The sequence below is a fragment of the Vibrio rumoiensis 1S-45 genome, from assembly GCF_000286955.2.
Lineage (GTDB): Bacteria > Pseudomonadota > Gammaproteobacteria > Enterobacterales > Vibrionaceae > Vibrio > Vibrio rumoiensis_A.
Genome location: NZ_AJYK02000036.1, coordinates 104 through 13,866, shown reverse-complemented (window position 1 = coordinate 13,866; position 13,763 = coordinate 104). Strand labels below are relative to the sequence as shown.

The following is a 13,763-nucleotide window of genomic DNA, read 5'->3' as shown; positions in this document are numbered from 1 at the left end:
TGGTGAGTTTTATCACATATTGGCTATTGTGGAGGCGCTAGGTATTTGTTTTGTTAATGAGGTCACGAAAATATTGTCGAGAAATGATAGAAAAAATTAGTAATTAACCGTTTGATATTTAATAGATAAGCAAAGAAAAATGACCAACGGCTTGGGTAGAGCAAAGTCGTTGGTCACTTGGTCATTCTTCATTTTAAACGTGGACGTTATTGAATCAATCCAAATGCTGTTGGTAGCGCTAAGCTGAGCGCTGGAATGAACGTAATGAATAATAATGTGACAATTAATACTGCGCAGAAAGGCAGAATTGCTCTTATCACTTTTTCAATTTTAACGCCACTGACACTGGAACCGACAAAGAGTGCGGTACCAACAGGTGGAGTGGCAATTCCGATGCATAAATTAAAAATGATCATCATAGCAAAGTGAATCGGGTGCATACCTAACTGAGTGGCAATCGGCATGAATATCGGTGTGAATATCAATAAGGCGGGTGTGAGATCCATAAACATACCAATGATCAACAAAATAATATTCATTAATATGAAGATGATGATAGGGTTATCTGAAATGGATAACATCCAATCACTGATCATGCCCGGTAGCCCTGTAAAGGCCATTGCCCACGACATAATGGTTGATGCCCCGATAATAAACAGCATGATACCCGTAATTTCTGTGGTTTCGATGCTGATTGACTTCATATCAGACAAGGTTAGCGAGCGGTAACAAAGCGATAATATAAATGAATACAATACCGCAATACAGGCACCTTCCGTTGCGGTAAATACCCCACCAATTATCCCACCAATCACGACAAAAATGAGTCCAAGGCTTGGTAGTGCTTGCCAGATAATACTTAGTGCTTCTTTGAAAGCAGGTCGTGGTGCCGTGTGGCTATTATAGCCTTTCTTTTTGGCAATAAAGTAGGCAACGACCATACAACTTAAGCCCATTAAGATCCCTGGAACGTAGCCTGCAACAAAAAGTGCTGCAACTGACGTACCACCACTCACGACTGAAAAGACAATCAAAGAATTACTTGGCGGGATAAGTAAGCCAGCAGGGCAAGAGGCCACATTTACCGCGGTTGAAAATGCTTTGTCGTAGCCTTCTTTTTTCATTTCAGGAGCAAGTGTTTTACCCACAGCGGCGGCGGCGGCAACCGCAGAGCCAGATACCGCACCAAACATCATATTAGAAAGAATATTAACGTGAGCAAGTGAACCCGGCATTTTTCCTACTAATAATTTAGCAAAATTGACTAAGCGACCAGCAATGCCACCGCGGTTCATAATGTTACCAGCCAATATGAAAAAGGGGATAGCCAGTAAACTAAAGCTGTCGACTCCGGTAACGATTTTTTGACCGGCCGTCATTGAAGCAACATCGAAAGGAAGAATGGTATACATAATGATAAGTGAGGACATTGCAATGGCAATAGCAATGGGCACACTTAATGCGATCATGGTTAAAAACAGGCATAAAAGCCAAAAACCAACGGAGATATCCATATCGTGAATCCTTAAATTTAAGTGATTATTTTCTGAAAATAGGCTCTAAAATATTCAATAGCACATAGAGAATAATCAACGCGCCTGACAACGGTAATATGAAATAAACATACGCCATCGGGATTTGTAATGCGGGAGACAATTGCTGCATTGTTCGCCCAATTAACGCAGAACCCCCTTTAAACATTGCCAAAAAGACAAAGGATAAAATAAGAAGGTTTATAAAAAGTTGTAGTGCAATATTCATTTTGTTTGGAATATTATCAGCCAATAGCGTGATGGCTAAGTGACCTCTTTTACCAAATAAGTAACTTGCCCCTAATAAGCCTAACCAAATCATAAGATAGCGTGAAAGCTCATCAGTGAATGAACTTGGGTCATTTAATACATATCGACTAAATACTTGCCAAGTGACGGTGACCACCAGTGCTATTAATGTGAATCCACAAAATATTAAGATGGATCGGTCTAAAATGGTTTTTAGATTGGTGAGATAAGCATGCATTGAAAGTCCTTAGATAATTATCAAAAACAGCCCGCTCTATTGACGTTGTGGGGCAACGTAGACCAATAGAGCGAGCATGATAAATACAGCCTTTTGCCCGATGTCTTTGAAGTTAACCTACAAGGAAGTGGGCACAGGTATCGGTGTTATTTATTAATTAATTGCTTGGATTTTTTCAATGTAGTAATTAAGGTTTGGATCTTTCTTCGCTTCATCCAACATAGGTTTCACTTTTTCTTTGAACTTGTCTTTATCAACTTCAACAAAAGTTACGCCCATTTTCTTCGCCTTTTCTACGTTGGCATTTTCTGTTTGATCCCAGATTTTAATTTCTTCATCAAGAGATTCTGCCGCTGCTTCTTTTACAATCTTACGTTCAGCGTCAGTTAGGTTGCCCCAAGTGCTTTCTGAAATAATAATTAAATCAGGGCTCATGGTGTGTTGATCCATTGAATAGAATTTAGCCACTTCGCTATGACGCATTTCAACTAAGCTAGAAACGTTGTTTTCAGCCGCATCGATTACGCCTTGTTGTAGGCCTGTGTACACTTCAGTGAATGGTAATGGTGTTGCTTTTGCACCCAGCAGGCTGATCATTTGCATCATCGTTGGTGATTCTGGAACACGAATTTTTAGTCCAGCTAGATCATCTGGTGTTTTAATTGGTTTTTTAGCATAAAAGCTTCTTGAACCTGAATCATAAAACGTTAGACCTACGAATCCTTTGCCTTTACTTGAGTTTAATAACTCTTCTGCAGCGTCACTTTTCATGAATGCGCGCATGTGTTCTGGGTTATTAAATAAGAATGGGATAGAAATAACTTTAAATGTTGGTTCAAACGATTCTGCTAATGAACCATTAATTTTAGCCATGTCGATGGCACCTGTAACCACTTGCTCTGCTTGGTCACGTTCTGAGCCTAATTGCGCATTCGGGAAAATTTTAACGGTCAATTCGCCATTTGATTTTTCTTTTACTTTATCCGCGAATATCACCATGCCTTTATGAGCAGCATTATCAAGTGACATAGCATGACCGAGTGTTAATTGTTTGGCAGATACATTTAAGCTTGTAAAAAGGGATGCAACAATAAGAGGTAAGACGAGCTTTTTCATTTGATGTCCTTATTATGATTAAGTTCACCATTCAGTCTATTTATGTATTCTTGTAATACAATAAATTCATACTCGAAACATGATCAATCTCTTACAATCATTGATATTTGTGATGTTGAATAGGTTTTTATTTTTACGATTTAAGTTAATATTTATTTATAACAATGGCTTAGGTCTGTTTTTGTTCGATGTGCAGCCATGAGTAATGCAACCTAAATCACAAAATTGATATTGAAAGAGAATAACCATGGCAGAAGTTTAGGAAAATATATTTTAGATCACATTAAGTAATACAATAGTACGTTATTGTTTCCTACATATTGATGGGAAGGAATGAATCAACATGAAGAAAATATATCTCGGCTTAGTGATAGCCGGTTTATTAACTGGCTGCTCAAATACTTCTGAAAGTACGGATGTTGCATCTGTGTCTGCTCCAGTAGCCGCTACTGCAAATAATGCATCGTTGTCTCCACAACTTGATGTAACTAAAGCACCAACAGAGAATTTTGACCTGTCTAAGTGGAAAATCAATTTACCTTACCCTGATGATAAGCCGGGTCGTGAAGGTAAAACGATGGAATTATCAAAAGAGCAGCTAAATAACCAAGTGCCTGCTTTTTCAAACCCAGATTGGTTCTTTACTGATCCTAAAACGGGAGCAATGGTTTTCCGCGTTCCTAACCAAGCAGTCACCACACCAAACAGTAAAAATGCGCGTACAGAATTGCGTGCCATGCTAGCGGATGGCTATGACTCACCAGATAACAACTTTGTTGTGGCTGCGCATGATAATGCCAGTGATTATGGTGCGATTGGTGGGCATTTGTCGGCAACCTTATCTGTTGATTGGGTGAGTACCAGTGGTAATGATAAAAAATCAGGTGCTCATGCGGTTGTGATTGGTCAAATTCATGGCTCTAATAATGAACCGTTAAAGATTGTTTATCGTAAATTACCTAACCATGAATATGGTTCGCTTTCATGGAATTATGAAACAAATCCAACCAATAAATCGGATCGAACTGATATTAAACACAACGTGTTTGGTCAGAATAAATTATCAAAATCTGATGATGCACCACAAGATGGTGTTCGTTTAGGTGAAGTGTTCTCTTATGATGTCAATGTTGAAGGTAACGTGATGCATTTGACCTTTAAGAAGAACATTGGTGAGCCAAATGAGGTTGTCAAAAATTTTGATATTGATTTAAGTAAGCCATACCCGGGTCAGAGCAAAGATACTAGCTATGCTCAAGACTGGATGTATTTTAAAGCGGGCGCTTACAACCAATGTAATACTGGATCATCACAATGTTCAAACAATGGCGTTGATGCAGGTGATTACACCCAAGTGAGTTTTTATAAACTGACTTTGAACCAATAGGTTCAACTCCACTAACTTGATTTGCTTTTTATTTTTGTAGGTTAATTTTTTGCCCCATGCCCTGGGGCTTTTTTTTGCCTGAAAATCCATGAATCTGACTCAAGTAAGTCAGCCTAGTTATTCTATGTTCATTATTGTTGAAGGATAAGGATAAGGATAAGGATAAGGATAAAAGGGTGGCTAAGCTTATATGAAACTCTATGTTTTGATAGGGTTGTGAAGTTGAAGAAGACTTTTTATATAAAAAAAGGCCCCGGCTGAGGGTCTAGCCGAGGCAAATATCGTTCAGGGGTGAGCGATATAAATCAATTAACTTTTGCTACTGCGTCTTTCACTAATGCGCCTAGTTCATCCCATTGCTCATTATCAATAAGCGTTGTAGGAACCATCCATGTACCACCACAAGCCAGCACCGCTGGGATAGATAAGTAATCGTCGATATTAGAAAGGCTGACACCGCCTGTTGGCATAAATTTAACTGGGTAAACTGCGGTTAATGCTTTAAGCATACCCACGCCGCCAGAAGGCTCAGCTGGGAAGAATTTAACCGTTTTCAAACCTAATTCCATTGCTTGCTCAACAAGGCTAGGGTTGTTAACACCCGGTACAATTGGCATGTTCTTTTGTTGGCAGTATTTCACTGTTGTTGGGTTTAAGCCCGGGCTAACAATGAAATCAACACCGGCATCAATCGCTTGATCAACTTGGGCTGGCGTTAAAATCGTACCGGCACCAATCAGCATGTCTGGGTAAGCAGCGCGCATTGCTTTGATTGCGCCAACGGCTGCTTCGGTACGGAACGTAATTTCAGCACATGGCATGCCGTTTTCCATTAATGCTTTTGCAAGTGGAAGAGCGTGCTCTACTTTGTTCAGTGCAATAACAGGAATGACTTTTAAATCAGCGAGTTGTTGGTCTAATGTTGACATGGTTTTTCCTCAATTTTAAAGCGGTAATTCTCTATTCCTTCAACTTGACGCGACAACACCAAATGAGAGGAATAGAGAGTCTATTTTTAAAGGCCAATATCTGGCATGGCATCTTGTGGAATGATCGCGCCTTGATGCTGAATCACGGTACCCGCCACTTTATGCCCTGATAGCGCCGATTCTTTGGCAGAAAAACCGCCTAAACGTTTGGCTAGGTAACCTGCGCTGAATGAATCACCAGCCGCGGTGGTGTCCACCACATTGTCGACGGGTTTGGTCGCCACATATTGAATGCTGTCATGTTCGATGATCACACAGTCTTTACTGCCACGCTTTATGGCAATTTCAGCTACGCCAGCACCTTGAGTACGAGCAATGCATTGTTCAATATTGTCATCGCCATATAATTCTTGCTCATCATCAAAGGTGAGAAGAGCGATGTCCGTAAAAGACAATACTTTCAAGTAGGTTTGCTGGGCTTCTTCAATAGATTCCCATAGTTTAGGGCGGTAGTTATTATCAAAAATAACCTTGCCACCGTTGGCTTTTACTTCAGCTAATAAACCAAATAATTGCTCGCGACCATGCTCGGTTAAAATTGCCAGTGTGATACCCGTTAGGTAAATCGCATCATATTGAGTCAGTTCTGCAATCAGCGCTGGGCTATTGGCTTGGTCGAACACATATTTTGCTGCAGCATCATTACGCCAGTAGTAGAAACTACGTTCACCCGTTGGATCGGTTTCAATGTAATACATACCTGGCTGTTTATTTTCTAAACGCAGGATACGGCTAGTATCAATGCCTTCATTTGACCAAGTATCGATCATATTTTGGCTGAAACCTTCTTGGCCTAATGCGGTGATATAACTGGTATTAATGTTTTTGTTTAGGCGAGCAAGGTACAACGCGGTATTTAACGTGTCGCCACCAAAACGTTGTGTGAGAAAATCGCCTGATTGTTGAAGCTCAATCATGCATTCGCCAATCACCGCAATATTGAATGTTGTCATTTGTTCACCTAATCAATCTATTATTTCAAAAAGTCTTCACGAGCTGGAGAGAACATGTCTAATAAAATACTGCCTTCTTCTAAAGCAACGGCACCATGCTCTGTGTGTTTACGTGCGATATAAGCATCACCGGCTTTAAGAACGCATTTTTTGCCATCAATTTCAGCTTCGAAACTACCGCTGACAACATAGCCGATTTGATCGTGGATTTCATGAGTATGAGGAGCACCAATCGCACCTTTATCAAAGCGAAGGTGAACCGCCATAAGATCATCAGTATAGCCAACAATCTTACGCTTAATGCCACCGCCGACTTCTTCCCATTCGTTCTCATCAATTCTAAAAAATGTCATCTTAAATCCTTTATCTTGTATTCATTGGAGTTATCAATGTATCTATCTTAACGCAAAGTTAATATTGTCATACAATAAGCCCAGATATTCGTGATGTAAATCATAAAAAAAATATTTCGCTATTTGGCTTGATTTAACTCAAGTTAAGCAGAGAACCATTGTGTTTTAAGTGATTTGGCGGCGTTTTTTGTGTGATTAAGCTCTTTGTTTTTTGATTTTTGGGATGCAAATATAGCCTTATTGTATTACTTTATGGTCAATTCGAATCAATATTGTCGCTTTGAGGTTAAATGATGAGTAATAAAATACCCGCGGTACTGCTGAATGAAGCTGAGATATTAGAACTACAAAAAGAAGTTGGCCGCACCAGTTTAATGGGCAAAACCATTGCTCAAATGAAAGCAGATGTGGATGCATTCATGGCCTTAGGCTATGACGTTCCGGGTCATGGTGAAGCGGGTGGTTATGAGCATAACCGTCATAAGCAAAACTACAACTACATGAACATTGCAGGTCGTTTATTCTTAGTGACGAAAGAAGTTAAATACGCCAAATTTGTTGCGGAATTACTCGCTTTATACGCCGATAAGTATCTTCAATTTGATTTCCACGTTCAGAAAAACACCAACCCAACAGGTCGTTTATTTCATCAAATCTTAAATGAACACATGTGGTTGATGTATGCCAGCCTTGCGTATTCTTGTGTGGCGAATTTCATGTCTGAAACCGAACGTCAGCATGTACAGAAAAATCTTTTCATTCCAATGCTTGAAATGTTTACCGAAAAATATGGTCATGACTTTGATCGTATACATAACCACGGAATGTGGGCGGTTGCAGCCGTGGGCATTTGTGGTTTAGCGATTGGTAAGCGTGAATATTTAGAGATGTCGGTGTTTGGTTTAGAAAACTATGCTGCAGGCAAAAAAGAAATGGGAGTGGGTGGTTTCTTAGCACAAATTTCTCAACTGTTTTCACCTTCTGGTTATTACATGGAAGGGCCGTATTACCACCGCTTTGCGATTCGTCCATTATGTGTGTTTGCTGAAGTGCTTCATCGCCACATGCCGGAATTAGACATCTTTAACTTTAAAGACAAAGTGATTGGTAATACGGTTCAAGCCTTATTGTCTACCGCTTATCCTAATGGTGAATTCCCGGCATTGAACGATGCGTCTCATTCTATGGGGATAACGGATATGGGCGTACAAGTGGCAGTGAGCCAGTACGCTAAGCATTATGGTTTAGATGATAACTTACTTGGCATGGCGAAGATCCAAGGTCAAGTATGGATGCATCCTTGTGGTTTGGAGCTTTCTCGTGCATTTGAAAAAGCGCAAACCGAGCGTGAAGAGCCAATCGGTTTGCCTTTCTGGCCAAGTGTTGAGCTAAATGAAGGCCCGAATGGTAACCAAGGCGCTCAAGGCTTCATTCGTATGCAAGATGAAACCAAAGACGTATTCCAACTGGTGATGAACTACGGTCAACACGGTATGGGGCATGGTCATTTTGATACGTTAGGCATTAGCTATTTTAACCGTGGTCAAGAAGTGTTGCGTGAATACGGTTTCTGCCGCTGGGTGAACGTAGAGCCTAAATTTGGTGGCCGTTACTTAGATGAAAACAAATCTTACGCTCGTCAAACCATTGCCCATAATGCGGTAACGATTGATGAGCAATGCCAAAACAACTTTGACGCCGATCGCGCCGATACGGTGCATGGTTTACCGCATTTCTTCAAGGTTGATGATGCCAAAGTCAACGGCATGAGCGCGTTTGCTAATGATCATTATCAAGGTTTTGATATGCAGCGCAGTGCGTTCATTTTGAAATTAGATGACTTAGAAGCACCGTTGTTGCTGGATCTGTACCGCTTAACTGCTGAAGATGACAGTGATCATCAGTTTGACTATTCACACCAATATGACGGTCAGTTGATCCGTACCAACTTTGAATATCAAGCCAATAAAGAGCTGGATACCCTAGGGGATAATTTTGGTTATCAACACCTGTGGAATGTCGCCAGCGGTAAAGCGAGCGATACCGCTTTAGTAAGCTGGTTACAAAATAACACTTACTACACTTGGTTGGGCACAAGCTCGAATGAATTAAGCGCGACGAATACTGGCGAAGTAATTTTCACTCGTACTGGTGCAAACGATCCTAGCTTTAACTTACGCAGTGAGCCTGCGTTTATCTTACGTTCAAAAGGTAATTCAACTCTGTTTGCTTCTGTGCTTGAAACGCATGGTTATTTCAATGAAGAGTTTGAACAGTCGGTGAATGCCCGTGGGCAAGTACAAGATGTACGTGTGATTGCGCATACCGATATGGGATCGGTGGTTGAGATCGAAACAGTGAATTCACTGGTGACTTTCATGGTCAGCAACCAATTTGCGGCAACCGATAGCACACCACATCAAATCAGTGTGAACGATAAAACGTACAGCTGGACAGGCTTTTACTCACTAGAAGTACAGTCTAAATAACGGCTGGCAGGAGAGAAGATAATGAGTTACCAACCACTATTACTAAATTTTGATGAAGCAGCTGAGCTGGCAAAAGAATTAGGCAAAGAAAGCCTAATGGGTCTTGCATTAGCGCGTGATATTAAACAAACCGATGCTTATATGGCGACGGTCGGCATTGAAGTACCCGGTCACGGTGAAGGCGGTGGTTACGAGCATAACCGCCATAAGCAAAACTACATCCACATGGATCTTGCTGGTCGTTTATTTTTGATCACCGGTGAGCAAAAATACCGTGATTACATTGTGGATATGCTCACTGCGTATGCCACGGTGTACCCAACCCTTGAAAGTAATGTGAGCCGTGATACTAACCCTCCGGGTAAGCTCTTTCACCAAACATTGAATGAAAATATGTGGATGCTATACGCTTCTTGTGCTTATAGCTGCATTTATCACACGCTTGAAGAATCGCAAAAGCGTCACATTGAAGATGATCTGTTTAAGCAGATGATCCACATGTTTGTGGTGACATACGGCCACGATTTCGACATCGTGCATAACCATGGCTTATGGGCCGTTGCCGCTGTTGGTATTTGTGGTTACGCGATTAATGATCAAGAGTCAGTCGATAAAGCACTGTATGGTTTAAAACTGGATAAAGTGAGCGGCGGTTTCTTAGCGCAACTTGACCAATTGTTTTCGCCAGATGGCTACTACATGGAAGGCCCGTACTACCATCGTTTCTCATTGCGTCCAATTTACCTGTTTGCAGAATCAATTGAACGTCGTCAGCCTGAATTGAAAATCTATGAGTTTAACGACTCAGTGATCAAAACCACCTCATACGCCGTATTTAAAACCGCCTTCCCTGATGGCACTTTGCCTGCATTGAATGACTCATCGAAAACGATCAGCATCAATGATGAAGGCGTGATCATGGCAACGTCGGTGTGTTACCACCGTTATGAGCAAACGCAAACCTTGCTTGGTATGGCGAATCACCAACAAAATGTGTGGGTACACAGCGCAGGCTTAACGCTTTCAAATGCAGTTGAAGCGGCAGATGAAATCAAGCCATTTAGCTGGGGCAGCTTATTTATTACCGATGGCCCTAAAGGCGAAAAAGGTGGCGTGAGTATTTTACGTCACCGTGATAGCAAAGATGACGACACCATGGCGCTGATTTGGTTTGGCCAACATGGTAGTGATCATCAATATCACTCCGCGCTGGATCATGGGCATTACGATGGCTTGCATCTAAGTGTGTTTAATCGTGGACACGAAGTTCTGCACGATTACGGCTTTGGTCGCTGGGTCAACGTCGAGCCTAAATTTGGCGGCCGTTATATTCCAGAAAACAAATCGTACTGTAAACAAACGGTGGCTCACAACACAGTAGTGGTCGATCAAAAAACGCAGAACAATTTTAATACTGCCTTAGCAGAATCTAAATTTGGTCAGAAGCACTTCTTTGTGGCGGGGGATGATTCATTCCAAGCAATGAGTGGCACAATTTCTAACTACTACGATGGCATTGATATGCAGCGCAGTGTGCTATTAGCCGAACTCGAAGAATTTGAAAAACCGTTAGTGATTGATGTGTACCGTATTGTTGCCGACAGCGATCACCAATACGACTTACCGTATCACTATAAAGGTCAAATCATTCGTACCGACTTTGATTACCAAGTAGCAAGTAAGTTAAAACCATTAGGTGAAGACAATGGTTATCAACACCTGTGGAACCTAGGTTCTGGCAAGGTAGCAGGTAGCTCGCTGGTGACTTGGTTACACGATTCAAGCTACTACAGCTTAGTATCAAGTGCCCCAACGGCAGACTGCGAAGTGATTTTTGCTCGCACCGGTGCAAATGATCCTGATTTCAACTTACGTTCAGAGCCAACCTTCATCTTACGCCAATCAGGTAAAGATCATGTGTTTGCTTCTGTGTTAGAAACTCACGGTTACTTTAACGAATCGATTGAAGCTTCAATTGGCGCTCGTGGGTTAGTGAAAAGCGTGCAAGTGCTTGGACATAATGCAACCGGCACTGTGGTTGAAATTGCGCTGACGAATGATAAGAAATATCACTTTGGTATTTCTAACCAAGAAGAAGCACTTCAAGCGGGTGAGCATAAAGTGGAGTTCAATGGTGTGACTTACCAATGGACTGGTGCAACTGCTCAAATTTAATGATGACTCTGACACTCTAATACAGAGGACACATTAAAAAGGCCGTTTATCTACCGGAATGCTAATTGAGTATTCCGGTTTTTCCATCTGGTTTAAAAATAGAGAGAGCAAAGCGCAAATGAATAGCTTAGATATCGCCATTATTGCGGGTTATTTTGTTTTTATTATTGTGGCTGCGTTTATTTTTAAGCGATTTGCTAAGACATCTTCAGGTTTTATTCGTGGCGGTGGTGCCATGATGTGGTGGATGGCTGGCGCAACGGCCTTTATGACGCAATTTTCCGCTTGGACTTTCACTGGAGCGGCAGCAAAAGCCTATGAAGATGGGTTAGCAGTGTTGTTTTTATTCTGGGGGAATGCCATCGGCTTTTTCGTGGCTGCGCTGTATTTTGCCTCTCGTTACCGAAAACTGCGGGTGGATACTGCAATGGAAGTGATCCGCCAGCGCTTTGGTAAAACTTCCGAACAAGTGTACACCTGGCTGCAATTTCCTCTTACCACCGTTTCAGCTGCGATTTGGCTCAACGGTCTCGCTATTTTTGTCGCTGCTGTTTTTCAAGTCGATTTATATATCACCATTATTGGCGTGGGTGTTTTGGTGACGTTTATTGCCGTGAGCGGTGGCTCTTGGACCGTTTCTGCCACTAATGTGATCCAACTAATCCTTCTCATGGCGATTACCCTTACTGTGGGGGTATTTGCCTTAATTTATATTGGTGGCCCGGTTCAATTAGTCGAAAAATCGTCGATTCCATCAATCATGGGAACCGGGGTTAACTACTGGCAAATCTTCGTGGTTTGGGTGGTCATTATTATGGCGAAACAAACCATTGGCACCAACAACGCCATGTCTTGTTATCGCTTCTTAGTGACGGTTAATGAAAAAGAAGCCAAAAAAGCGGCGTGGGTAGCCGGTTTAATGTTTGTGATAGGGCCTATTATGTGGTTCATTCCGCCTTGGGTAACCGCCACCATGAATGTTGATTTACAAAGCTTTTACCCTAATCTTGGTGCCAGCGCGAATAATGCGGCTTACCTGTATTTCATTGAATATTACATGCCGAAAGGCGTATTAGGCTTGGTGCTTGCTGCGATGATTGCAGCCACCATTTCCCCGATGACCACCGCATTAAACCGTAATGCGGGCATCTTTGTGCGTAATGTGTATCAATCGGTGATTAATCCGAATGCCACCGAAGCACAACAAATGAAAATGAGTAAATTATCGACTCTCGCCAATGGCATCATTTCAATTGGCGCTGCCTTATTATTTGCATCGATTAAAGAATACAGCTTCTTCGATCTAATGATGCTGTTTGGCGCGTTGCTGCAAATGCCATTAGCGATTCCATCCTTGTTAGCCTTGGTCTTTGTTCGTACGCCAGACTGGTCGGCATGGGGCACTTTAGTGGTGGGTTTAGCCGTGTCATGCTTTATGCAGTTTGTGTTTGATATTAATTGGCTATTACCCTTATTTGGCGCAGATTCGTTTACTCACCGTGAGTCGGTGGATCTCACCGTGGTGGCAATGCTGGTGGCGCAAATTGTGATCACCGGTGGTTTCTTTGCTCTGTCATCTTTGTTCTACAAAGAACCGGTTGGCAAAAGAAAAGCAGAGTTGGATTTGTTCTATCACAACTTAAATACGCCAATTAGCGCAGGAGAAGAAGCCCTAGTGGATGGCAAACAAGGCGCGTATTTAGGCCGACTATGCCAAGTATTAGGCGCGATTATTGTGGTCATCGGCGTGGCATTTGAAACTGGTGCAGATATGGCGATATTCATTGTGATTGGTGGTTTGATTGTCGTCTCTGGCAGTTTCTTGTATCGCAGCCGTTTGGCGGCCAAACAAGTGACTGAAGAGGTAGTGATTCCGACAGGGCAGTAGTGTTTTTTAGTTTTTGGTTGGTTATTAAGATTGTCATCCCGGAAACTAGAAGCGAGTTATCCGGGATCTATCACGCCAACGTAAGTCATGTGATAATTGTGCTTTCATCTCACAGCCTTCGGCGACCAACCTTTTTTCAACAGCCAAAAAAGGTGGCAAAAAGGCCGCCTCCAACATTTTTCTGTTTCTTTGCTCCATGTGGTTATTTTTCCGAACGGCTTCAACGGCACATCCATGTGCCGAAGAAGCCTAAGCCAGCATCCATGCTGGCATTCGGAAATAACAACATTACACAAAGGAAAAATGAGTCGGAAGTAGTGGGCGCTGTAAATGACCTAGTTAGGTTTTGTTTATAAATCAGTTGATTATATATAGTTTTAGCTACCCTAAAACG

Annotated in this window: 10 protein-coding genes; 4 read left to right on the top strand and 6 right to left on the bottom strand. The window is 41.9% G+C overall.

Annotation, left to right across the window (positions count from 1 at the left end):
* Positions 1–206: 206 nt before the first annotated feature.
* The 3 genes from A1QC_RS05070 to A1QC_RS05060 form a co-directional block, all read right to left on the bottom strand.
* Positions 207–1,514, bottom strand: a complete 1,308-nt coding sequence (locus tag A1QC_RS05070) for a TRAP transporter large permease (RefSeq protein WP_017024409.1) — start codon at positions 1,512–1,514, stop codon at positions 207–209.
* Between the two features lie 25 nt (positions 1,515–1,539).
* The gene (locus A1QC_RS05065; protein ID WP_017024408.1) at positions 1,540–2,019 is read right to left on the bottom strand and encodes a TRAP transporter small permease; all 480 of its coding nucleotides are present in this window, start codon (positions 2,017–2,019) and stop codon (positions 1,540–1,542) included.
* Between the two features lie 153 nt (positions 2,020–2,172).
* The gene (locus tag A1QC_RS05060) at positions 2,173–3,135 is read right to left on the bottom strand and encodes a TRAP transporter substrate-binding protein (RefSeq protein WP_017024407.1); all 963 of its coding nucleotides are present in this window, start codon (positions 3,133–3,135) and stop codon (positions 2,173–2,175) included.
* Positions 3,136–3,478: 343 nt separating this feature from the next.
* Between A1QC_RS05060 and A1QC_RS05055 the strand changes: the two genes are divergently transcribed.
* Positions 3,479–4,522: a polysaccharide lyase family 7 protein gene (locus tag A1QC_RS05055; RefSeq protein WP_017024406.1), complete on the top strand. Its 1,044-nt coding sequence runs from the start codon at positions 3,479–3,481 to the stop codon at positions 4,520–4,522.
* A gap of 305 nt (positions 4,523–4,827) precedes the next feature.
* Here the strand turns inward: A1QC_RS05055 and A1QC_RS05050 are convergent, their stop codons facing one another.
* The 3 genes from A1QC_RS05050 to A1QC_RS05040 form a co-directional block, all read right to left on the bottom strand.
* Positions 4,828–5,451, bottom strand: coding sequence for a bifunctional 4-hydroxy-2-oxoglutarate aldolase/2-dehydro-3-deoxy-phosphogluconate aldolase (locus A1QC_RS05050; protein ID WP_017024405.1), 624 nt, complete (start codon positions 5,449–5,451; stop codon positions 4,828–4,830).
* 86 nt (positions 5,452–5,537) lie between these two features.
* Positions 5,538–6,464 (bottom strand): sugar kinase, encoded by a 927-nt coding sequence (locus A1QC_RS05045; RefSeq protein WP_017024404.1) that lies wholly within the window; start codon positions 6,462–6,464, stop codon positions 5,538–5,540.
* Between the two features lie 20 nt (positions 6,465–6,484).
* Positions 6,485–6,817: a cupin domain-containing protein gene (locus tag A1QC_RS05040; protein ID WP_017024403.1), complete on the bottom strand. Its 333-nt coding sequence runs from the start codon at positions 6,815–6,817 to the stop codon at positions 6,485–6,487.
* 293 nt (positions 6,818–7,110) lie between these two features.
* Here A1QC_RS05040 and A1QC_RS05035 point away from each other — a divergent pair, with 293 nt between their 5' ends.
* The 3 genes from A1QC_RS05035 to A1QC_RS05025 all read left to right on the top strand — a co-directional run bounded on the left by A1QC_RS05035 (position 7,111) and on the right by A1QC_RS05025 (position 13,369).
* The gene (locus tag A1QC_RS05035; protein ID WP_017024402.1) at positions 7,111–9,306 is read left to right on the top strand and encodes a heparinase II/III domain-containing protein; all 2,196 of its coding nucleotides are present in this window, start codon (positions 7,111–7,113) and stop codon (positions 9,304–9,306) included.
* Between the two features lie 21 nt (positions 9,307–9,327).
* A complete protein-coding gene (locus A1QC_RS05030; RefSeq protein ID WP_017024401.1) occupies positions 9,328–11,481 on the top strand; it encodes a heparinase II/III domain-containing protein in 2,154 nt (717 codons plus the stop codon).
* A gap of 118 nt (positions 11,482–11,599) precedes the next feature.
* Entirely contained in the window at positions 11,600–13,369 is a 1,770-nt protein-coding gene (locus A1QC_RS05025) for a sodium:solute symporter family transporter (protein WP_017024400.1), read from the top strand.
* Positions 13,370–13,763: the final 394 nt, after the last annotated feature.